Below are 23422 nucleotides of genomic sequence, written 5' to 3' on the forward strand. Positions count from 1 at the left end.
GGACACAAGACGTCGACATGCCTCCCTCAACCCGAGCGAAACCATTCCTGACCAGCAGAAATCAAACGATCACGTTCGGTTGAGATACGGCTTCTGAGTTCGCCCTCATCTGCCACCAGGGAGGGGTTGGACGACAGCATCAGTCAACGTCGGTGGAGTGGTGGATGGAGCCTGTACAGGAATGCGGCACTTGCAGTGAGAGGATCAGCCAAAGCTGCACGCCAGAACACGGTCGAGCGCTGCCCGGCCGGCGGGTCCCCATGTCGGTTTTCCGCCGGGAAGGCTCTGTTCCCCCTTCTGGCACATGTGGACAGGGAAAAGGCCTTTCAAAGCAGCCAATCCTCGGGCGCGCCGAGTGTTCCAAGTGGCTCGACTACGCCCACGGTCGCGGCCGGGCCCACGCCAAGTGCCCCGGATACCTCGTGCACGTCAAGGCGAAGTGCACCAACGGCAAGAAGTACAACAGCAAGCCGTACTGGCGTTACGGCTACAACAAGGCCGAGTGCCCGAAGGGTGTCGGCGCAAATCGGCATGAGCGGCAACCTCCGCTGACCCCGGCCAGCCGAAGCAACTGTCCCTCTCACCTCCTTCGAGGGACGAGTGGGACAGCTACTGGTCGTTCAGCCGGCGCCGGCCCGGAAATTCCTCCCCGGCCCACTCGTCCCGAGCACAGACCGGGTACGGGCCCGTGTCCGCCAAAGGGCAGTTACTCGATCGCCGGATCTCGCCCGAGGGGCGACCGGCTGTGTGCGCGTGTTCACCGGGATTTGCATGCGGACCTGTGCCGAGCCGCTTCGGTGACCGAGAGCGTCCAGGGTGCGGCACGTCGCGTGGGCTGTCGTATCCGGCTGAAGGATCTGCGCGTCGACACGGACCGGGTTGAGGTCGAGGCGCCAGAGACGGAAGCTGACGAGGTCCGGCGGGTCGCCAAGCTCGTGTGCAGAAGGTGGCACAACCTCTACAACTTCCTTACTCAGGCGGAGAGTTCGGAGCTACGGCGACCATCTGTGGTACTGGCGGTGGCATTGGTGGACATACTAGATTCAAGAACCGGTGTACTGAACTACAGGCCAACAGGGGGAAACTTGGCGGCGTCCGGACACGACGGGGACGAGGGCATCGGCTTGGCTGCGGCTCTGGGCGCCATACGACGCGAACTCGCGCAGGCGATGAGCGCGGCCCAGGCGGAGGGCGGTCCTGTACGGCTCTCGGTCTCCTCACTCGAACTCGAACTGCAGACGACTCTCAGCCAGTCCGGTGGAGTGAACGGCGGCATCCGCGTTCATGTGATCTCCGCGGGTGCACAACGCTCGGAGGGACGCAGTGATGTGCAGACGCTGCGCCTCCAACTGGACGCCGCAACGCTCGACAACAAACCGGTTTCCGCAGGCGACACGGTGAGCCGTCGGCCGAGGTGAGCTGGTGGTGAAGCCCTACCTGGACGTTGCTCGAGTGGCTCGTCTGATCGGCGACCTGCCCGACGGCAAGTGCCGCCTCGGCAGCGGTTACCGGGTGTCCGACCGGCTCGTCGTAACCGCTGCCCATGTGCTCAAGGACACCACGGGCGTGACGGCCCGTCTCGGCGGTGACGGAATTGACCGGCCGGTGACGTGCCTGCGGCAGGATGAGGCCCTGGACTTGGCCCTCCTCCAGTTCGATACGCCGCCCGCGACACCTGTCGAGCCCGTGCGGCTGGGGAGCGTAGACCGCGCCAGGCACACGGACGTGTCCGCCCATGCTCTCGGCTTTCCCGGATGGGCCGAGGTCGACAGAAGCTCCCCTCATGCGCCGGACGACGTCTGGCGAGGCCGGGCCGGGATCCGCTGCAGGATCCTGACCAGCGATACCGGAGCACCGGACAGACTGCGCGTCGCCGTGGAAGACGCCGCACCCCTCCCGGCGCCGCCCGGCAAGAGCCCCTGGCAGGGCATGTCCGGCGCAGCCTTGATCACCGAGGACTCCGGGCTCCTGATCGGCGTGGTCAGCGACCACGTTCCGGCGGCAGGCGTCGGCAGGCTCGAGGTGACACCACTCGCGCAAGTCGACGACGCGGAGTGGCGGCGGCTGCTGCGAGAGGCGGGCGTGGACCCGCGCCCCCTGCCGGCGCCGCCCGACGGCTGGGACCGCACCGGACAGCAACCCCGCAGCAACGCACTGCGGCAGCACCATGTCCGTATGGACGTGATTCGCGGGTCGCACCGGCGGCCGCTCGTCCATGAGAAGCTGCCCTACGTCGACCCCGGTGACGCCAGCTCGCCTGGTGACGTCCTCGCCCGCCTCGCCGACCTGGCCAGGAGACCGGGTCTGCCCGCCGGGCTGGTCATCACCGGCGAGCCCGGAGCTGGCAAGACACGGCTGTGTCTGGAAACCGCGGCCCTGGCTGAGGACACGCGGCAATGGCTGGTCGTGCACCTCACCAAGGCGGCATCCCTGATCGACGTGTGGGACAGCGTCCAGGAACTGGCGGACCAGGTTCTCGTGGTCGCCGACGACATCGATTGGATCGCCGATCCGGGGACGACCTACAACGAGGTGTTCTCCGAGGCTGGCGGATCTGGTGTCCGGCTCGCCGTCCTGACGACCGCTCGCCGCGTGCGGCTCGATGATCTCGCGCGCGGCCCACTGAACCCCACGTCGACCTTCGAGAAGGTCGACATCCGTTGGGACCGGCAGTACCACCGTGCCATCAGTCGGCAAATAGTGCGGAGCCTGGCTCGTGACGCCGTCAGGCAGCGGGGCAAGCGGCACCTTGAACGACTCTGCGCCGGCCCTCCGGCGGCCAGCCAGCTCTGCGCCACGTACTACGACAACCAGGCTCGCAAGGGCCACGACCTGACGGACGCCGTACCCCGTCCCGACCGCGAGTTCAGCAACTGGCTGCGCGACATCCTGCTCGGCATGAGGCTGCCCGCGGTGTCCCGGGACGGTGGCCCGGATCCCGATGCCACGGCCGTGGCCCAGATCGTCGTCCATTCACCCTGCCGGTTCCAAGACGCGCTGGACTTCTTCGCTCCGGGCCGCGACGACCCCCGTCGGACAGCAGGCGGATTGCTGATCGAGCGGCTCGTCGAGAACGGCCTGCTCTACGCCGAGGACGGCGCGCTGCGACCCGAGCATGATGTCTACGCCGACAGCCTGCTCGGCCACGCGGTACTCAACGCCGACCAGAAGACCGTGCACCGCGAAGGGCTGCGCCGGGTGCTGGAGACAGGCCTGGACGACGGCCCCGCCCTGGTGCGGGTCGCCACCGCTGTGGACCGGCTGCGCGAAACACTCGACACCGAGGCGAGCGGCCAACTGACCCAGGTTGTCGAGGAGTGGTGCGCCCATCGCCTCGACGCTCTCCGGAACCTGATCCTGACAGACCCCACGGGCGAGGGCCGCGAGATCCGGACCCTCCTCATACGGCGCACCTGGCGCCCGGTGGCGATACGCGAGCTGGCCGAACCGTGGCTGCGGGAGCACTACGCCAAGGCCAAAGCCCGCGACACCGTCCTGACCGCGGCACGTCACCTGCCACCCAGGATCAGCCGTCGCTATCTCACGGAATGGATCTACGGCCACGCCGACGCGCCCGAAGCCGCGCTCGCCCTCCACCGGGCCCTGGAGGCTGACGACCTCGACCCGGCGACCCGGGAGTGGACCGCAGAGCAGGCCTACGAATGGCTCACCCGCCACTCGCACCGCATCAGCGCCTGCCGTCCGTTGCAGCGACTTCTCGACACCCGCAAGAACGCCCTGCCGTACGGCGACGCACGCATCGAGCAGGTCCTGTACTGGGCGCTACGCTGGCTGCGGCGCTACGGCACGATGCGCGAGGCGGGCTTCGTCGCCAGGCCGCTCCTCCAACGCCGGGAACTCACCGGCACTGACCTCGCATGGGTGGCTGGCCTGCTCTTGGACACAGTGGCACCCGGCGACCCGCCGAACGCCACCTTCGCTCTCGAAGCCGTGCTCACCAGGCACCGACTGTACCGGGACCTACCCGAGGGCATGTTCGATCAGGCGGTCAAGGCCTCCTTCGCCTGGCTGGACCACAACGCCGGGTACGGACAGCGTCCCGCCGCCGCGTACCTTCTCAAGGAACTGGTCGTCCCCGGGTTGCCCGGGCGGGATGCCCTCCCCCGTGCCGTTCAGGCAGCCTGGAACTGGCTGGAGCCGAACGCCGACCAACACGTCGAGCTGGGCTTGGTCCTGCCTCCACTGCTGAAGAACGCTGCCAAGTCCACTGCCCGCAACAACGCTGCCTTCACCGACGACGAGCAGCGGCAGCTCGGACGTCTGGCCATGGACTGGCTGGCGGCACGCGGCGACTCCACAGAACAGAGTGTGAGCTCGGTGACTGGTGCCCTCTTGGACACTGAACTGCCCGACGAGGATCCAGAACGGCTGCACTGGCTCGCGGATCGGGCGCTGACCCTGCTTCAGAAGCGTCCCGATCCCACTGTGGCCCGCTCCGTCCTGACGCCCCTGCTGCGCCGGACGCACCTCGATCAGGACGTCAGGGACCGGCTGCTGAGAGCAACCTTCGCCCAGTTGCCCTCGGCTCTTGCCAGCCCGCACACCGCTTACCCGCTCACCTCGCTCCTGCGGCGATCCGACCTCACCGGCGACGAGCCGGCCCGGGCGATGACCGCGACGCTCCAGTGTTTGGACCGGTACCCCAAGGCACCCGGTGCGCTGGGTCTCCTGACCACCGCGCTAAAGAGTCCGCTCGCGACACCAACAGACCGTACCCGGCTGGCCGCGCGAGCCGTGCAGGTGCTATCCGTGCGCGCCCTGGTACAGGAGAGGGGGCAAAAGAAGAGGCCCACTCTCGTCAGAGCCCTCCTGACCCGCCGCTCCGAGGCCGTCGCCGAGTGGAACCGCTTCGTCGCCCGCGCCTGCGACCTGCTGGAGCGGGCGGGACAGCCAAAGGGGGCCGAGCCTGCACTCGAAGACATGCTGAAGGGCACCGACCAGCTCGACGCGCCGGTCCTCGATCGGCTCCACACCACGTGCGTCGGCTGGTCCACGGTCAACGACCACGACAACCGGGCGATCAATCTACTGGCGTCCGTGCTCGACAGCCGTGCGCCCTCCCCCAGCGTGCGCCGGTATGCCTCGCAGGTGGCTTTGCGTCGGCTCCGCCCCGGCAGTGAGCGCAACGCGGCGAACGGAAGGCTGCTGGAAACTCTGCTGCACGGCGGCGATCTGCCCGGCGCGGAAGCGGTCGACTCTATCCTGGACGTCGCGCTGGACTGGCTGGAGGTGCAGCCGAGCAACCACGGCGGGGTCCGTCCCCTTCTGATGCAAGTGGCGCACTGGCTGGATCACTCGCCCAGGCGGCCCCAAGCCGAACGAAGGGTACGGCGGGCTCTGGACCGCGCGGATGCCTGGCTGCGCGACCACTCCGACGAAAACACCGAGCGACGTCGGCAGGTCGAAAGCCACCGGCACCGCCTCGCTGCGCTGGTGGACACCCACGGTTCCTACTGACTGACGGTGCGCGTCACAGCAGTAGGGCAAGCGGCGCCGGCTCTCTCGACAGGCGGCCCGAGCGGCAGTCTGGCCGTCTTCAGCAGGTCCTGGACGAACTGCAGTAAGTTGTCGGGGCGTTCAAGGACCAGTCCCAGATGTGCGGCGTTGTGGCGGACCCACACGTTGAGGTTGGTTGCGATCTGCCGGCGGTCGTCGTCGCAGCCCTCGCGTGCGCAGCGGGCCAGGAGGTAGGCCTTGATGAAGCGGGACGCGGCGGTGGGGTCCTCACGGTCGGTTGTCAGCTCTCGCAGCATCTCCTGCCACAGGGTGTTCAACTGATCTTCGCCGGAGCCGACGTTGGAGAGCAGGTGGCTCTTGAGGAGGTCGACGGCGGTGAGGCGGGCACCCCGATCCTTCGTCGTCTCGAATATCCGGTAGCCGTGGTCGGCGCCGGCCGCTCGGATCCCGACCAGGACCACCCTGTCGAGCAGCCACTCGGTGAACCGGTGGAGTTTCTCCGCGTCCAGTTCCTCGACGAGTTGGGACTCGATCTGCTGGCTGCGTGCCCATTGATTGCGGCGGGAGAGCGAGTCCCCGGCGCCTGCTTCGTATCTGTGGCCCTCGGTGACCGCTCGCAGGACGCGATCACGATCGGTGATGGCGACCGAGAAGTGCTCTGCGTCGGTCGTAATCACCCGGTTGAGCCGGTCGACCGCCCTGGCGTGCCCGGTCTCCTGGGCCCACAGCCGTATTTGCAGAAAGAGCAGATGCAGCGTGACGAACCTCTGCTGCCCGTCCACGAGGTAACGCCGGTGCTTGGATGGCCGCCCCCAGAATCTCAGTCGACCCGGCGCAGGGAGCTCGGGCATCTCGTCGCGCATCCGTGCCCTCACTCGGTCCGGAGCTGGCCGCCGTCTTGCGAGCCGTAGCCGGACATGCCGCTGAGGTTCCATAGTCGCCCGTCCCCTGATTTGTTTGGGAGGTAGACACTCGCACGACTCAACCAGATGCCACAGCTCACTTGCTGATGCGGCGTCCGTGCGGCCACCCTCCCCAGAGCTGCCGTCCTGGCTGTCCCTTGGCCCCGCGTCATCGCCGTGCGCCGATCTCAACCGCGCCATCCTCGACGGCATCTGTCTCCAAGGCAGCCGACGCCGGGATCTCGTGGGCCTACCTCGGTCTGAGCGAAGAGGGCGGCGCCCTCGCCGAGGAGATCCGCCGAGGGTTTGGGAAGTCGGAACCCTGCTCGACAACGGTGTGGCTGAGCAGCTCAGTTGGCCATTCTGAGCGTTGCAGTTGACCATCACAGCCCCGGGGCGCAGGTGCTGCCGGCGTCCATGCGTATCTGGGACACGACGTTTGCGTGATCACCATGTGCAGCACGGAGGCCGGGAGAATCGGCTTGAATGCCAGTGCTCTTGCCTCAACGGATGCGGTGACCGCAAAGTCGTACCTCACGACCTTGGGGGTGGCCGGATGTGGCATACGCGCGCTCATCGGGTATTGGGTTCCGGTGCCGGCACATTGGCCCTGCTCGCCGTGACGGGCTGTGATGGCGGCGCAGAAGGGGCCGCTGAGCCGTCTCCCTCCACAGCGGCATCGCACTCCTACACCAGCCAGTCCTTCAGGGTGCCACTCAAGATCACCGTCCCCACCTCGCTGGGAAGCCGACCGGTGTCGGACACCCGGACCTTTCTGACGTGGGTGAAATCCGGCAACAAGGTCCGATTCCTGCTGCCCGTGGTGGTGTACCGGCCAGGCGGCAGCGGAAGCCCCGAGAATCCGCCCACCACCTACAAGGGCTACGTGGCATACCTTCATGAGCAGTCCGGCTATCACGCGAACTGGCGGGACGAGAAGACCACGACCGTCGGCGGCCGGGCAGCCACGCTGCTGACCGGCAGCACCAATGAGCCGATGGACGGATCCTTCGGCTGTCCGACGGCCCAAGGGGACCCCGACGAAGACTGCTACGGCCTCCAGCCCGACAACGACTTCCGAGTGGCCGTCATCGATGCCCCCGGCAGGCCCCTGGTGGCATGGACGCCGGTCGAAACCACCCAGGTCGTGGACACCGCACCCGCCTTCAAGCGGTTCGAAGGCATGCTCCGAACCCTCACCTTCCGATAGCTCGGCAGGAGTGAGCCCGATCGTTGAGGCTCGATCGCCTGGCTGTGTCACTTTCCGTGGACGTCATTTCGACGCGAGTTCAGCGCCAGCCTGCTTGTGTGCCTGGGGTGGGCGGATCGTCAGCGCGGCGGTTCGTCACAGGACCGGCATGCGGGAGGGAGCCTTTCGACGACGTCTCCTGACGACAACGCTGGTGGGGGTGGCTGATGTCGTTCGTATGCCGTCCGCTCCCACCGGCACGTCGCATCCGGCGGTTGCAGTTACGGACACCTGTACAAAGTGCCGGCCGCGTACCGCGCACGCGGTCGAAGACGAGGCCGGGCCGGGTGATGCGGCCGTTGGTCACCATCACCACCACGTCCGCCCCATGGACCGGGCGTCCGGTTCCGTTGAGGACCTGCAGTTCCGGTGTTCCCACCGCAGCCCCCCGCTCTCCGTCGCGGCGGTGCTTGCACTGGATGGCCCAGCGGCGCCCCAACGGGTCGGTCGCCTTCACATCCGCCCCCAGATCCCCCTGCCCGCCGACCTGGACGACGTCCCTGCAGCCGTCCCGGCGCATCAGGTCACGTACGCCGAACTTGAACTGCTGGTGTGAGAGTGCATCCAGGTACACCAGCTGGTAGCGCAGGTCCTGCTCCTGCTGCAGTCGCTGTGCCCGCTGCTGCAACCACACGACAGCGGCCGGGATTGCGACGACAACCGCGACGACCAGCAGCCACCAGTGCACGAACAGCCAGTTGACCGCCGCCATCACCAGGCCGCAGGCAGCAGCCGCCACCACGACGAGAACGAGGAGTTGCGCATCGTCGTGCTGCTTTCGACGGGAGCGCCGGGCAGGCCGCCGGGCCGGGGACCGCCGCGCTGGGGGCCGTCGAGTCACCGGCCGGCTCCCAGGCGTGAGAAGTCGATCGGGTACGACACGCTCGGCGTGAGCGTCGCGCGCCGGGGCGTGGGCCCGGTGAACCTGATCGGATACGACACGCTCGGGCGCGGCCGTGCATGGCCGGGGCCGCCTGCGCCGCTGTGGTCGAAGCGGATCGGGTAGGACACCGAGGGTCGGGATGTTGTGTCGGCTGTCCCGCTGGTGTCCTGGGTGTTGCCGAAGCCGAGCACTACCAGGCCGGCTATGGCGAAGATGGTCATCTCCCGGCGTGCTCCCGGCGCCCACCGGAAGTGTCCGCGTACCGGTGTTCCGTCGGAGCGCATGTACGGTCGCACGAATGGCATGAGGACCCCCAGTGGTCGGCGCTTCCCCGCATCCCGGCCCATGCCGGCGGCCGCCACTGACAGTCGATCAGCGTGAAGTGCTCAACTGCGCTGATTTTGGAGCGAGTTCACGCTACGTCACGTGTGGCCTTCGTGTGGTCGGCGGGCGAGTTGGCCATGCACGTCCCAACAGTGGGGCAAACGGCGCCGGCCCTCGCGACACGCGGCCGGAGCAGGAAACTCGCTTCAAAGCGTTCGGTGAGCGGAAGGGGGGACCGCTTCGGGGACCGTGGTGAGACCCCCGGCCCAAAGCGGTATATCGCGCCATCGATGCCGTCCGGCCCGGCCCGCGAGCGACGTTGAGTAGATCACCGGCGCATAAGGCCAGCCCCATGGCGGGGTCCTCCTCCGATGTTGCCCGATTCGCCTGCTGAGGCGCGGAGTTGTGGCTTAGTGTCAGTCGAGCGTTTCAGCACAGTTGGTTCGGGGGGCGAGGGTGGGCGATTCAGACGCTGCTCAACTTGTGTTCTTGCACGGGATCGGAGGAATCCGTGATCCGGAGCGGGAACGCCGTGAGTGGCTGGAGGCCTTGGCCGCAGGCGCCCGCAAGGCGGGACACTCCGACGCGGTCTCCGGGCTGACCCAGGGCTGGCTGGCGGAGGTTCGGTTCGCCGACTACAGCGATCTGTTCACCGACGCCGAGGCACAGGGGAACCAGGTCCTGGCACTCGAGGACCAGGAAGACGCGGTGTTCCTGGAGGAGTTCGTCGAGGCACTGATCGACGAGCTGGGCGTACAGTCCGTGGAGAGGGGTGACAAGCGGGCATTGGCGGTGATCGAGGACGCCCGGTCTCAGCTGCCGCGCTTCGACTGCGAGGCTCAGGGTGTCGGAGCGCCGATCCGGGTCCTCGGCGGGGTGCTGACGACCTTGCTGCAGATTCCGGGGCTGCGCGGGAGCGCGCAGTGGGCGAGTGGTCTGCCGCTGCTGTGGTATTTGGCCCAGGTCGGCCGCTACCTCGGCAGGCAAGAGGCCGACAGTGCCGGGCGCGCTTTGGACCAGCGGATCCGCGAGCGGGTACTGCGCGGCACGGACCCCGATCGGCCGCTGATCGTGGTGAGTCACTCGCTCGGCACCGTCGTGGCGTTCGAGGCACTGTGCGGCTACCGCGGGCCGGTTCCGCTGCTGATGACCTTGGGCTCACCGCTGGCTACCGGGGCGGCCGTACTGCAACGGCTCGTGCCACAACCGCCCCGCACTCCTGACCGGGTCGAACGGTGGCTGAACTTCTGGGACCGCGACGACATCGTGGTGGGCCGGCCCCGCATCCAGAACTGGATGCTGCCCAACGCCTCAGGTGTCCTGCCGGTCACCGAGCGGGTGGACTCCGACGGTCTGTGGGTGCACAGCGCCACCAAGTACCTGCAGCAGCCGGCCGTCGCCGGCCCCCTGGTCGAAGCGCTCAAGAAGTGACCGAGGAGCAGCGCCGGCACGTCCTGGTGGTGGGCGCACAGTGCACGGCGATGGGCGTCCTGTCCCGGCTGGAGGATGCCGCCCGCAACCTGCACTCCGTGCTCACCGACCCCGCCCTTGGGGACTGCGTCGCCCGCACGGGCGATCATCCGTCCTTGCTGGTCAGCGCCGCTCTGAAACCCGAGGACGTGCGCACCGCCGTACGCGAAGCCGTGTGCCGGGCCCGGGACGACAACGCGGTGCTGGTGGTGGCGTTGCTCGGGCACGGTTTCACCGCTCCCCAGCAGACCGACCTGTACTACATGGTTGCCGACTCCACTACCGGCAGTATTGGGTCAGCGGTGCACGTCGGCCAGTTGCTCACCGAAGCCGTCGACGAACCAGGGGTCGAGGGCGTCGTCGCGCTGGTGGACACCTGCCACGCGGCCGGCGCCACCCCGGACGCGCGCGGTATCGCGGGTGGGGTGCGGGCGGGCCGTACCAGGCTGTCGGTCCTCACCGCAGCCGCAGCCGATCAGAAGGCCCGCGACATGCGTCTGACGTTCGCCGTCGTCGACGTGTTGCGCCAAGGAGTCACCGGCGCCGGTCCCCTGGTGTATGCGGACGCCAAGCTCACCGAAGCGCTACGCGAACGCATCGTCGGCCAGGTCGTCGGCCGGTTCGAATACGACAACGACCCCTTCGCTGCCGACGGCTTGTGGCTCGCCCGCAACGCGCGGTCGGCGCCAGGCGCCGGAGGCGGGGTCGTGGGGCCGGCGGGTCGACAGGACCTGCAGGAAGCCGTGACCCTGTGGCGTGCCGGTACCCGCCTCCCGGCACGCCTGACGCGATCCGCGCTCGACGAGCTCCACACGTTCGCCCGGAGGAACGAGGCGGCGGAGGCTGCCGACCCGGTCTGGCACGACCGGGTCACCGACGTGGTGGCGACACTCCTGGGATGCTGCGAGATCGTCGCCCTCCTCAACATCGTGTTCGCCAAGGTGCTGACCAGCGATCTGCTGCGCGCGGCACGCCAGTTGTCGGGTCTGCCTGTGGAGGCAGAGGGCGCCGAGCTGCTGCGCGACATCGTCGAGTACGCGGCCCTACGCATGCAAAAAGACGACGAGTCCCCGTGGAAGGTCCCCGCGCGCTTCGTGGCGGCCCTCGCCCTACTGGCCGCGGGCAACGAGGTGGACACCCGGCTGCGGGAGTGGGCGCGAAACACTGGTGTGGTGACCGACTTCAACGACGCCCTGGCCCAGCTGGCGCTCGAGCGTGAGCAGGGTGAACTCCGCCTGGTCGTCAGCCTGGCCGGCGCGCTGAACGACTGGCCGGACGAGGTAGACGCCTGGCTCGTCGGCGGCGGCGAGAGGCTCCCCGTACACGAGCGCTTCCGCTGCGAGTCCGCGGACCAGCGCGGAGCGGGCCGGGCGATCGGCGCAGCCCTGAACTGGGCGCGCCACCGGCTCCCCACACCGGAACAGCTGATCAACGTGGACGTCGCCGCGCCCGCCCACTTGCTGGCGTCCTGGCAGCCCGAGGAGGACAAGGTCGGCTTTCGCCGACTCGGCGTCAACCACACCGTCATCATGCGCTGGAGCGGCCGCATGGACCCGATGGAGGAGAACGCCGAGATGAACGATGCCGCCCGCAAGGCGCTGCGCAACATGGCCGCCTGCACCAGCGGGCCGGTGGATTGGATCGGCGCGGCTGCCCTGAAGGACCGTCGGCAACTCGAGCAGGACCTGGAGACAGGCAGGTACGACACCGCGGTCGGGCTCGACCACCACCCCGAAGCCCTGCATGACGTCCTCGAGCAGCTACTGCCGTACGCGCCGATCATCCTGTGGCCACGACCGGACGCGCGCCCCGGTGACCAACGACTGCAGGCCCAGGTAGAACACCACTGGCACAGCCTGCCCGCTGGCTTCGCCAAGGCCTACCGGGAGCGGTGGTCCGCCGGACACGGAGTTTGCAAGACCTGTCTCGGCGAGGTACGAGCAGTCTGGCATGACGAGGTCTGGCTGGAGTTCTGCCGTCCCTTCGAGCAGCGTGTCGTGGCCAGCCCCGAGGAGGAGTTGTGACCTGGAAGCCCTACTACCGCGGTGACGGCGAGCAGCGGGACACTGCGCTGGCCGTCCCGCCGCCGTGGCGCACGTTTCCGCGTACGCCGCAGCACCTCCAGTACCAGCCGCCGCCCGGTCTCGTCGACGCGGTGAACGCGGCATTGCACCTGCGCCGCCCTCTCCTCGTCACTGGTCCCGCCGGGTCCGGCAAGTCCACTGTGATTGAGCAGGTGGCCCACGAGCTGAAGCTCGGTCAGGTCCTGCGCTGGCACGTCACCTCCCGCAGCTCGCTGACCGATGCCGTCTACCGTTACGACGCCCTGGGCCGCATCCACGCGCAGAGCCTGCGCGCGGCCATGACGCACGGACCGGCGGACCGGGCCGGACGCGGACGCAGCCGCGACGACATCGCTCCCTTTCTGCAACTCGGCCCCCTCGGCACCGCCCTGTTGCCGGCCGACCAGCCGCGTGCCCTGCTGGTCGACGAGATTGACAAAAGCGACCTCGACTTGCCCAGCGACCTGCTGGAGGTCCTGGAGCGAGGTGAGTTCGAGATCCCCGAACTCGTGCGGTACCGCAAGCCGAGGGTCAAGGTCCGCCAGTGGGACAGCGACGAGGAGCACCTCATCGAGCGGGGGCGGGTGCAGTGCACCCAGTTCCCGTTCATTCTGCTGACCAGCAACGGTGAACGCGACTTCTCACCGGCCTTCCTGCGCCGCTGCATCCGCTTCCCCATGCCCGCCCTCGAACGTGACTTCTTCACCGGCATCGTCGAGGCCCACTTCCACGAGGTGCCTCAGGGCGCACAGTCACTTGTCAAGGAGTTCGCCGAGCGAGTAGAGGCGGGCGAACACCTCGCCGTCGACCAGCTGCTGAACGCCGTGGCCCTGCTCACCGGTGACCAGGCGCCGCAGGGCAAACAGTACGAGGAGCTGCGAGAGCTGCTCCTGCGCGAGCTCTCGCGTGTCTGACGCCCTCGCCCGGCTCGTTCGGGCCCTGGGCAGTGCGCCACTGCCCTCCGCAGTGGACGCGCGCACGCTCGCCGATGCCCTGTGGCTCGCCGCCTCGGGCACCGCGGACCAGGACCCGGACCCGCCCCGGTCCGCACCCGCCGAAGAGACCGTCGCCCGCCCCGAATCCAAGGCGCCGCCTGAGCACACCGAGCCCGGGCCGGCTGAGAATGGCACCTCGACCGGCACGAGGAGCAGGGAGCTGTCCGTCCGGCAACCCGGGGCGAGTGAGACGGTACGTGGCGCGCCGATGTCACTGGGGCGCGCCGACCCGCTGCCGGATGCACTCGTCGTCGGCCGGGCCATCCAGCCCTTCCGCCGGCCATGGCGCCAGGGCGCACGCAGCCTCCTGGACATCGACGCCACCGTCGAGCACTATGCGCGCGGCGGCCCCCTGGTACCACTGTTCCGTCCCGCTCCCGAACCCTGGTTCGAGGCGGTCGTCATCGTGGACTCCGCGCTGTCCATGAGCGTATGGCAGGAGACCATCGGGGCCCTCACTCGGCTCCTGACCACCTTGGGAGGTTTCCGCGCCGTCCACACCTGGCGCCTGCAATGGCAAGGGGACGAGCCGCACGTACGCGACCACCACGGCCGCGAAGTCCCCCGCGAGCGCGTTCCCCACCACGGCAGCGGCACCCGGGGCAGGCGGCTGGTCCTGCTGGTCTCCGACTGCGCCGCCCGCGGCTGGCACACCGCCGACCCCTGGTTGTTGTTGCGCAGCTGGGGCACACAGATTCCGGTGGCTCTGCTCGATCCGTTGCCACCGCGGCTGTGGCGCCGCTCCGCCCTGAACCTGCCCCCCGTACGTGTCACCGCGGACCGAGCCGGCGAGCCCAACCGCGCCCTCCGCTTCCGGCTGCCTCCCAGGCTCCGTCCCCATACGGACGCCGAGGACACCCTCGGGCCCTGGTGCGCGCTGCCCGTCGTGTCCTGCAGCCCGAATTCCCTGGGCGCGTGGGCGAGCACACTCATGCGCGCCGACCCACGGGGCTGCGACGCGGTCCTCATCCCTGCGACCGGTCGTCTGCCCCGAGCGCGCAAGGGGGGATCTGCACCTGCCCGACAGGCCGACCCGACGCGGCTCGCCGAAGCGTTCGTCCACACCGCCCCCACCCCGGCCGTGCGTCTGGCCGTCCTCTGCTCCGGGCTGCCCGACCTGCCTCTGCCGCTGTTGCACATCCTGCGCGACGAGGCCGTGCCCGAAGCCCGGTACTCCGATCTCGCCGAGCTGCTCACCAGCGGCCTGTTCACCGTACGCCGCGACGCCGAGGGCGATCCGTTGCTGGCGCTCAGTGACCCTGCCCGCGCCCATCTGCGCACGTACCTCACGACCCATGACGCATGGCACGTCCGGGCCGCCTTCAGCCGCCATGCCGCCGCCCATCCGTACGCCCCTGGGGGCGTCGCGACCGTACTGCACGATCCGACTGCGGCACGGCAAGTCCCGGCGCAGACCCAACCCTTCGCCGAGGCGGCCACCGCGGTGAGGCAGGGCGAAGGCGCGGGGGCGACACGACGGGCCGGTGCGACATCCCCGGCCACTTTCGAGGGTAGTGCCGCGGAGACAACTCTCGAGTCGGACGAGGCATCCGCTACGTACGAGGCGGTACGGGCGCAGATGCAGTCGCTGTTCGGCCCATCCACTTCGCCCTCGGCTCTGCGCGACGCCGAGGTCCTGTTGCGGCGCCTGATCGACTACACCTATCACCGGCTCCCGGCCCCGCTTGGTGGCTGGCCTTCTCGGAACACGCTCTTCGATGACCTGCGCCCCCTCCAGGGCAGACTCACACTCGCCCATGTGATCAGCGACCTCCGTGGCCAGCTCTCCAAGGAGGGCATTGACCTCGAGGGGCCGCCCCTGGGTGAGGACGCGCCCGAACAGGACCTGCTGTGGCGTGCCCCGGGCGCGTCGCTGCATGTCACGGTACGAATGGATGCCGCATTCTCGTGGCCGCGCGTGATGCAGGCTGCGCGCACCGAGTCCCCGCGCGCCCCGGTCGTGCTCTCTCCCGTCGATTTTCTCCTGGTTCTCGACGACTCGGACAAACCCGCAGGGCTTCAGCCTCTCGGCTCCTGCGTGACGTTTGTCGAGCGCACAGCTCCCCGGCCGGGGGCCGTCGTCGTGCTCCGTGTCCAGACCCGCCTGAGCAAAGTACGGCGGGAGAGCCGGGACGCGCTCGCCAAATCTCTGCGCGAGCTGCACCACCGGGCCGGCGCCCCGACATACGCGTCGCTGGTGTGGCAGGCCGAGCACGCGTCCCCTCCCGTCCGCCTCACCACGAGCACACTGTCCGACTGGTTCCAAGGGAAGGCCGTCCCGGCCGACGAGCGCAGTTTTGACTGGCTGGTTCACTTCCTCGCCCGACAGACTGATCCGGATTCCGACGGCCGGCCAACTGCGGTCGCTCTCAACGAGCTGCGGGACCGTGCACTGCAGAAGCATCGAGAAGAACCGGCATCATCCGTCATGACGACACGGCTCGGGCAACCGATTGCTGAATTCGCCGACCGTGTGGCGCGGTCGCAAGCGCCGCACTACGCCGAGCGGAGCCACGACCGATTGCTGCGAGCCGTCGTAGGTGCCTGCGTTGCCGGAGGATCGCGGCTGGTCCTGCTCGTCGGCCCGCCTGGCTCGGGCAAGTCCCGGTCGGCCTGGGAAGCGGTGCGCCACCTCCCGGACGACTGGTCTTTGTGGGAACCCCGGTCCAGCGCCGACCTCGAGGCGGCACTCGACACCCCGGCCCGGATCGGTGCGCGCACCGTGATCTGGCTGGGCGATGCGGAGCGTCACCTCCTGGACGAGACGGCCGGCGGCCGCAGCGAACGGGTCGCGGAGGCGCTGAGAGCGCGGCTGGAATCCCCCACCGACGGTCCGGTCCTGATGGTGGGCACAGTGCGGACGGAGCCCTGGTACACACTCACCTCCGCTGCCCCGCTGAGTTCCCCCGACCGTCATCAGCAGGCACGAGCTCTGTGCCTGGCGGGTGTGGTCGTCCCCGTGCCATCGTCACTGGATACCCCGCCCCCCTCATATCTCACGAGTGGCGCCGACGCGATCGAGCGCTACACCTCCGCGCCCTCGTTCGTACGTGCCTTCGTGGACGCCGCGATCGACGCCCGCCGCTACGGTCACGGCCCGACGATCCCTGGCGTCCTGCTCTCCGAGGCGGCCCTCGGCTATCTACGCCATCTCAAAGGGAACACCCCGGATCTGAGACAACTCTCTATCGAGAACCTGATCAGCGCAGGCCTGATCCAAGTTGCGCGGCCGGACAGATCAGCGTCCTCGTTGGGATCCTTCCGGCTCTCCGACCATATCGAGCACTACGGGCGTGAAATCCGCCGTCACTCGATCCCCCCGGAATCCTTGTGGGACGCGCTAGCCCGGAACGCCGCGGTTCCGGACCTGGAAGCCGTCGCCCGCACAGCAGAGGAACAGGGCGACTCACAGCTTGCCGAGCGTTTCCGAACACTCGCTACGGAGCGGCGGGATGCGCCCACCGCCGTGCAGGACCCCACCCCCGTCCAACTGCGTCAGCAGTTGGAACGCACCGACCTCGGCACGGACGAGGTCAGAGCCGTCGTCGACGAGGCACTGGCCTGGCTGAACGTGCATGGCCATACCGAGAGCGCTCGATACATCCTCACCGCCCTCATCTCCCGCACGGATCTGCCCCGCCGGCAGACAACACAGGTGATCCAACAGGCGCTGGACTGGCTTACGGTGCACGGGCAGACCCAAGATGCCCAATATTTACTGCGCTCCCTGTTGGCAACCCCCTACATAGACGGGGACGAGACAGTCCGGACAGTGGCGTATGCCCGGACATGGCTCGCCGCACATGGGGACACAAAATCGGCGCAGTTCGTGCTGTCGGCGGCTCTACTGCGTGAGGCTCTGTCGCAGGAGGATGCCCACTTCGTCGTGAACCAGGCGCTGCGCTGGTTGGGCTCCTACGCCGGTAGCCTCGACAGTGCCTTCGTGCAGAGCGCTGCACTGCGCCGGAACGACCTACCATCCAACGCTCTACGCCAGTTCGTGCAGTACGCCCTCGACTGGCTCAGATCGGACGGCGCCTCCCCCGAAGCCCGCCTCGTGCTCGCTCCGCTCCTCCAACGCACCGACCTGACACCAGAGGAAGCACGCGAGGCCACAGCGCTCGCGCTGAGGTGGCTGGAGGGTCACGGGCGCGACACCGACCTTGACGCCCAGCTTGTCCTGCGTGAGCTGCTGAGACGCACCGACCTCGGCACGGACGAGGTCAGAGCCGTCGTCGACCAGGCGCTGGCCTGGCTGAGCGTGCAGGGCCATACCGAGAGCGCTCAATACATCCTCTTCACCCTCGTGTCCCGCGCGGATCTGCCCCGCCGGCGGACAACACAGGTGATCCAACAGGCGCTGGACTGGCTTACGGTGCACGGGCAGACCCAAGATGCCCAGTATCTAGTGCGCTCCCTGCTGGCAACCCCCCACATTGACGGGGACGAGAAGGCCCAGGCGCTGGCGTATGCCCGGACATGGCTCGCCGCACATGGGGACACCGAATCGGCGCAGTTCGTACTGTCGACGGCTCTCCTGCACACGGGTTGGTCGCAAGAGGATGCCCATAGTGTGGTGAACCAAGCGCTGCACTGGCTGGACTCCTACCCCGACAGCCTCGGCAGTTGCTTCGTACAGGGCGCCGCACTGCGCCGGGACGACCTACCACCCAACGCCCTACGCCAGTTCGTGCACTACGCCCTCGACTGGCTCAGATCAAACGACGCCTCCCCCGAAGCCCGCCTCGTGTTCGCTCCGCTCCTCCAACGCACCGACCTGACACCGGAGCAAGCGCGCGAGGCGACGGCACTCGCTCTGAGGTGGCTGGAGGGTCACGGGCGCGACACCAATCTTGATGATCAGTTTGTCCTGCGTGCGGTGCTCTCCCGCGACGACCTCACTCCGGCGGAGGCGATGAGGGCCGGTGAGCACGCACTTGAATGGCTGCATATCCACGGTGCTGGGCCCTCCGCGCAGTACGTGCTGCGTCCCCTGCTCCTGCGCACCGACCTGGGACTCGAAGTGACGACCAGGGCGGTGGAGGCAGGGAAGCAATGGAGCAACGCCCGTACTACCGGCAACGAATCAGACGCCGGCATCGGCGAACTCGCACGCACCCGCGCCGCCGTCGTGGACTCCGGGCGCGACCACCTCATCCTCGCCGTGGACATCGCGGGATATTCCGCGAAGTCCGTGACGGACCAAATGAATGCCCAAAGTGCTCTGAACAACCTTCTGACCGAAGTGCTTTCCCAGGACGAGAGCCCACCGACGTGGGAGAGAAACGGCAGCGGCGACGGGCAGATGATCGTCTTCGAGCCGGGGCCGCAAACAATGGCGCTGGCTCCGGACCTGCTCGCACGACTGGAGCGCGCGCTGCACGACCTCCACCGGGAGGCATCGCTCAGACTGCGTCTCGCGCTGCACTGCGGCGAAGTGACACAGCACCGACGGGGATGGCTAGGGCAGCCGGTGGTCACGGCCGTCAGGTTGGTGGATTCGCAGCCGTTGCGGGCCACTCTGAACGCCGCGAGCGATTCCCCGGCGGCCGTGGCGGTCTCCGACACCCTGTTTCGCTCGGTCTTCGCCGACAGGGAGGGCCTGCGCAGCGTCTTCCGCCCGGTCTACGTCCAGAGCAAGGAAGGCACAGCGAAGGCGTGGGTTTCCGTCGCGGGGTACACGGAGCCACCTGCCATCGAAGCGTGGTCGCGTCCCCCTGAAGATCTGTGACGGTGGCGGCCGGACGGCCGAACTGCGCCGCCTGCAAGCAGATGCTCGCCCTGCCGCCAGCATCCCGGGTCAAGATCACATCGCGGTTGGGTCAGCGGGCGTCTCTCCCGCCGATCCCGACGTCAAAGACATCGATGAGGTCCTCGCCCGTGCTGCTGCCCAAACGACCAGGAGGAGCACGCTGCCCAACGCATCGCTGCCGAACTCTCCACGGAGCTCACAACTGGCCAGTCCGCGCTCAGTCTCCTCCTGCTCATCCTGACGTTCCCACGATGTCTCAGGAGGCACTTGCCACGCTTCGACGAGAGCATCCAGAGCTCACTCCTGTGGCTGTCCGGGAGATGGATCCGGTGCAGGCTGGCAGGGCGCTGCGGCGTATCACCCCCGACCAGGCCGCTGCCTTGATCTATACCGAGGGAGCGGCTCGGATCGTTGCCGTGCTCGCAGAAATTCGCAGTGCCCAGGCAGCACCCGTGATCCGACGACTCCAACGCGATCTAGCTGCCACTGTGCTTCATAAGCTGGGAACGACAAGGGCGGCGGACGCTCTCACGCGGATGGATCCGGACTGGTCATCGGTCCTCCTCAGCCAGAAGCCCCTGGCGGGGGTGTATCAGCAGTCGTTCTCGGCCTGATGGATCCGGCCCAAGCTGCGGCTGTCGCCGCTCACTTGTCCAAAGAGCCAGGTGGAACGATGCACGCTGGAGATCAGGGCAGTGGTTCACGTCCGCATCCATCGCCTCCAAGACAGCACAGCGCGCCGCGATGCCCGCACGCACTGAACGCGCTGTGAGTCGCGTTCAAGGCATGGCCGACCAGCACGCCTTGATGACATCCCGCAGGACGGAAGGCGGGAACGCCGCAGAAGCCGTCATCATCAAAAGTGCCCGCTTTCCGCACGTTGCAGCGGTACCTCAACGCGGGGACCTTGGCTCGTCGTCGTGCTCACCCGAAACCCGTGACAGACCACGCTGGTCTGCAGCAGCGGTGCGTGACGTGTTCGAGCAGGGGACGACTCGTCGTCGGCCAGGCCACACCTGAGGGAGTGACCGGCAGTGGCCAGCGGGCTGTTGTCTCAGGGAGCATGCTGCGAGAGATCCTGTTCCTGGGGTGCCGGTTCGGTGTCCATGGCCTGCCTGCTGTGCTCCTCCCCCGGTTGCTGCTGCGGCCCCGCGCCCCGGCCGCGGGCCCTCGCGCTCCATGTCGAGTACAAGCCCGAGAGCGCGATGGTGACCGCGGCAAGCGATTCGGGTGCGACGCCCAAGGCAACGAGGACCACGCCCGTGGTCAAAACCGCTGCGAGGGCTGCGAAGTCGAGCGTGGAGCGGTGACGGGACGGGGTGGTGGGCTGGGGCATGACGGCTGAACTCCCTTGGTGCGTCGTCGATGGATCGAGCCTGCCGCCATGGCGATCATTCAGATGGCCTTCTCTCGTTCTATCGGAGAGAACTTCAATCTGTTCGAGAAAAGCCGTGTGCTGAGGGGAGATCTCGTGCGTGAGCGAGGGGGCCGCCCGGCGGGCGCGCCGTGCGGCCAGTCCGAGGCGGAGAACCAACTGGTCCTGTTCCTTCGCGGCCTTCGTGATGCCGCTGGCTTGTCGGTGGAACAACTGCACCTTCTGCTGCCGGACAGGGTGGGCGAGAGTGCGAAGCCGGCCGTGTCGACCCTGCATCGGCGTCTGAGGGGATCCGACCCCGTTCGATGACGCTGACCCGGTCCTCCCCGATCCTCGCGAGCATCAGCGCGGGCGTGTAGGCCCGCTGCTGATAGACCGTCAACGACGTCTTTTCCGAAGACGGGAAGGCGTTACGGTGTCTACAGGGATGAGTTTGAGAGAATCGGCACCCTCAAAAACCTGAGGACTCTTCTTGCTGGAGCGCGCGAGCACGGTTTTCCTGTATTCCACGCTCCTATGTCGTACACGGAGACCGACTACACGGCCTGGAAGTCTATTCCGGGTATTCATCACGAGATGTTCGCCAGGCGCCTGTTCGAGGAGGGGAGCTGGGGTGCCGACTTCCATCCGGATCTCACGCCAGTCGACGGTGAAACCGTGATCGCACCTCACAAGAACATCGACGTTTTGGCCGACACGGACCTGGAAGTGCTGTCGGGGCCATGTGTGTGGAGTCCACAGCACGCAGCTGCATGGAACACAGATTTCACGTCACCACCTTCACGGATGCGACAGCAGCCTTCGGTGGACGCCCTGCCTACGATGCCAGGATCTTGCGGTACTCAGCGTTGAGGAATTCCTTTCCGCAGCCTCGTCCGCGGAAAGCTGGTGCCGAAGAGCCAATGCTGCGACGAGATGAGCGGCTTCGGCCGCTGGTCTCGTATCGGACGTCGATAACCGCGAGTCGCCGGCCGAAGGACGGGCCGCCGCAAGCTACCTTCCGGCATGCGCATGCATGCGATCACTACACCACGTACAAAACGTCTGTCACCTCAGCGGTCCTACGGTTTAACTGCTGGCGGATACACGTCAGCGCACCTTCAGACGTAAGGGCCGTGACAGGACATGATTCCCACCCGCACTTTCTGGCTCGCCGGACGCCCGGCCAGTGGTGAGGCGACCTTGGCGGTCACCTCCCCCTGGACCGGCCAGGTCATCGGAGAGGTCAGTGTTCCCACCGATGAGCAGGTCGAGGAGGCGGTGGCGGCGGCATACGCCGTTCGCGATGAGTTCGCCGCTACCCCGGCATATGTACGTGCCGCCGCGCTCGACCACGTGAGCGAGCGCCTCGTGGAGCGCACCGAGGAGATCGCGCGGCTCATTTCTGCGGAGAACGGAAAGCCGATCAAATGGGCTCGCGGTGAGGTTGGCCGTGCGGTGTCCGTGTTCAGGTTCGCCGCGGAGGAAGCGCGCCGCTTCAACAGCGGCGAGGCTCAGCGGCTGGACACTGACGCCGGCGGCCAGGGCCGGCTGGCGCTCACCCGCCGCTTCCCGAAGGGCGTTGTGCTGGGGATCACGCCGTTCAACTTCCCGCTGAACCAGTGTGCCCACAAAGTCGCCCCGGCCATCGCGGCCGGCGCTCCGATCATCCTTAAGCCGGCACCCAATACTCCGCTGTCGGGTCTGATCATCGGTGACCTGCTTGCCGAGACCGGATTGCCTGTCGGTTCATGGAGCATCCTGCCAGTCGCCAATGACCGGATGCCAGAGCTGGTGCAGGACGAGCGCTTGCCCGTTATCTCGTTCACCGGCTCCGAGAGGGTCGGGTACGCCATCATGGACTCGGTTCCCAGAAAGCACTGCACGCTGGAGCTCGGCGGGAACGGTGCGGCCGTGGTGTTGGCCGACTTTGCGAGCGACGAGGATCTTGACTGGGCCGCCGCGCGCATCGCCGTGTTCTCCAACTACCAGGGCGGACAGTCCTGTATCTCCGTGCAGCGTGTCATAGCCGACGCCGCGGTGTACGACCGGCTGCTGCCGCGTATCGTCGCTGCCGTCGAGTCTCAGGTCACCGGAGACCCTTCGGATGACAGGACCGATGTGGGTCCGCTTGTCAGTGAGAACGCAGCATGCCGCGTCGAGGCGTGGGTCGACGAAGCCGTCGGTTCCGGGGCCACGCTGTACACGGGCGGCAAACGGGAGGGCGCCTCGTACGCGCCTACGGTCCTCGCGGATGTTCCAGCAGATACAACCCTGGCCTGCGAGGAGGTCTTCGGGCCAGTTCTCACGGTCCTCAAGGTGTCCGGTGAGGCCGAGGCCTTCGCCGCCGTGAACGACTCCAAGTACGGACTGCAGACTGGCGTGTTCACGCGCGACCTGCAGGCTGCGTTCCGGGCCCATCGGGCTCTGGAGGTGGGCGGAGTCGTGATCGGCGATGTGCCCTCCTATCGCGCCGACCAGATGCCGTACGGCGGGGTCAAGCAGTCTGGTGTCGGCCGTGAAGGAGTGAAGTTCGCCATGGCGGATTACACCTACGAGCGCGTGCTGGTCCTCACTGACCTTGCGCTGTAGCAGCAAGGCCTTCTGGTCGGCATGCTGCCGGCCGCCAATCCCGGAGGGCAGGGCGGCGTCGGAACCGAACACGCCGTCGCCGGCCACCGTACAGATCCGGCAGGCGTCGGCACACGCAGTCGACAACCGTGGCTCCTCTGCTGCTCGTTCTGCTTCGCACCCGTCCCGTTCGGTGCGGGCTTCGCCGTCAGGGCCCTTTGGCGGGTAGCGCCCGCCGCCTTGGTGCTCTGGCTGCTCGGGTTCGTCATCTGACGCGCAAGCAACATGAGTGGGGCCCCGGCCCGTGCGGGCGGGGCCCCCACAAGTTGGGTTGGCCACTAACCGGGCGCAGAAGAAGGCGTTTTTACAACGCGCAAATCC

Annotated in this window: 14 protein-coding genes and 2 pseudogenes; 11 read left to right on the plus strand and 5 right to left on the minus strand. The window is 67.7% G+C overall.

The features are described 5' to 3' along the window. Positions 1-204: 204 nt before the first annotated feature. Positions 205-354 (minus strand): annotated as a pseudogene (locus ACZ4IF_RS40880) (aminoglycoside phosphotransferase); the annotation flags it as partial. Between the two features lie 443 nt (positions 355-797). On the opposite strand from ACZ4IF_RS40880, the gene ACZ4IF_RS40885 reads away from it, so the two are divergent. Together ACZ4IF_RS40885 and ACZ4IF_RS40890 are read left to right on the plus strand one after the other, a co-directional pair. Further along, positions 798-1418: a trypco2 family protein gene (locus ACZ4IF_RS40885; RefSeq protein WP_467573187.1), complete on the plus strand. Its 621-nt coding sequence runs from the start codon at positions 798-800 to the stop codon at positions 1416-1418. Positions 1419-1422: 4 nt separating this feature from the next. Then, entirely contained in the window at positions 1423-5478 is a 4056-nt protein-coding gene (locus ACZ4IF_RS40890) for a trypsin-like peptidase domain-containing protein (protein WP_467573190.1), read from the plus strand. Here ACZ4IF_RS40890 and ACZ4IF_RS40895 read toward each other — a convergent pair. Next, entirely contained in the window at positions 5472-6764 is a 1293-nt protein-coding gene (locus tag ACZ4IF_RS40895; protein ID WP_467573194.1) for a DUF262 domain-containing protein, read from the minus strand. The genes ACZ4IF_RS40890 and ACZ4IF_RS40895 overlap by 7 nt on opposite strands. 370 nt (positions 6765-7134) lie before the next feature. Between ACZ4IF_RS40895 and ACZ4IF_RS40900 the strand changes: the two genes are divergently transcribed. Further along, on the plus strand, positions 7135-7590 hold the full coding sequence (locus ACZ4IF_RS40900; protein ID WP_467573196.1) for a hypothetical protein: 456 nt from the start codon (positions 7135-7137) through the stop codon (positions 7588-7590). Positions 7591-7669: 79 nt separating this feature from the next. Here ACZ4IF_RS40900 and ACZ4IF_RS40905 read toward each other — a convergent pair whose 3' ends face one another. Next, on the minus strand, positions 7670-8371 hold the full coding sequence (locus ACZ4IF_RS40905; protein ID WP_467573198.1) for a restriction endonuclease: 702 nt from the start codon (positions 8369-8371) through the stop codon (positions 7670-7672). A gap of 95 nt (positions 8372-8466) precedes the next feature. After that, a complete protein-coding gene (locus ACZ4IF_RS40910) occupies positions 8467-8733 on the minus strand; it encodes a hypothetical protein (RefSeq protein WP_467573201.1) in 267 nt (88 codons plus the stop codon). A gap of 586 nt (positions 8734-9319) precedes the next feature. On the opposite strand from ACZ4IF_RS40910, the gene ACZ4IF_RS40915 reads away from it, so the two are divergent. Genes ACZ4IF_RS40915 through ACZ4IF_RS40930 form a run of 4 tightly spaced genes read left to right on the plus strand, consistent with a single transcriptional unit; the run spans position 9320 to position 19095 of the window. Continuing rightward, a complete protein-coding gene (locus tag ACZ4IF_RS40915) occupies positions 9320-10267 on the plus strand; it encodes a hypothetical protein (protein WP_467573203.1) in 948 nt (315 codons plus the stop codon). Then, positions 10264-12330 carry a vWA-MoxR associated conflict system protein gene (locus ACZ4IF_RS40920; protein ID WP_467573205.1) on the plus strand — a complete coding sequence of 689 codons (2067 nt, stop codon included), beginning with the start codon at positions 10264-10266 and terminating at the stop codon, positions 12328-12330. Before ACZ4IF_RS40915 ends, ACZ4IF_RS40920 begins: the two co-directional genes overlap by 4 nt. After that, positions 12327-13283, plus strand: a complete 957-nt coding sequence (locus tag ACZ4IF_RS40925) for an AAA family ATPase (RefSeq protein WP_467573207.1) — start codon at positions 12327-12329, stop codon at positions 13281-13283. The genes ACZ4IF_RS40920 and ACZ4IF_RS40925 overlap by 4 nt, the downstream gene beginning before the upstream one ends. A gap of 52 nt (positions 13284-13335) precedes the next feature. Beyond that, positions 13336-19095: an SAV_2336 N-terminal domain-related protein gene (locus tag ACZ4IF_RS40930; RefSeq protein WP_467573210.1), complete on the plus strand. Its 5760-nt coding sequence runs from the start codon at positions 13336-13338 to the stop codon at positions 19093-19095. Between the two features lie 1075 nt (positions 19096-20170). On the opposite strand, the gene ACZ4IF_RS40935 is transcribed toward ACZ4IF_RS40930, so the two are convergent. Next, positions 20171-20452 carry a hypothetical protein gene (locus ACZ4IF_RS40935; protein WP_467573213.1) on the minus strand — a complete coding sequence of 94 codons (282 nt, stop codon included), beginning with the start codon at positions 20450-20452 and terminating at the stop codon, positions 20171-20173. Positions 20453-20500: 48 nt separating this feature from the next. Here ACZ4IF_RS40935 and ACZ4IF_RS40940 point away from each other — a divergent pair, with 48 nt between their 5' ends. From ACZ4IF_RS40940 to ACZ4IF_RS40955, 4 genes and pseudogenes are all read left to right on the plus strand, one after another. Next, positions 20501-20800 (plus strand): hypothetical protein, encoded by a 300-nt coding sequence (locus ACZ4IF_RS40940; protein ID WP_467573215.1) that lies wholly within the window; start codon positions 20501-20503, stop codon positions 20798-20800. 150 nt (positions 20801-20950) lie between these two features. Further along, a complete protein-coding gene (locus tag ACZ4IF_RS40945; protein ID WP_467573459.1) occupies positions 20951-21343 on the plus strand; it encodes an isochorismatase family protein in 393 nt (130 codons plus the stop codon). 273 nt (positions 21344-21616) lie between these two features. Beyond that, positions 21617-23062, plus strand: a complete 1446-nt coding sequence (locus tag ACZ4IF_RS40950) for an aldehyde dehydrogenase family protein (protein WP_467573218.1) — start codon at positions 21617-21619, stop codon at positions 23060-23062. A 128-nt stretch (positions 23063-23190) separates the two neighbouring features. Continuing rightward, positions 23191-23314, plus strand: a pseudogene (locus tag ACZ4IF_RS40955) (hydrophobic protein). The last annotated feature ends 108 nt before the right edge of the window (positions 23315-23422 follow it).

The organism is Streptomyces sp. NPDC025784, from assembly GCF_055558435.1.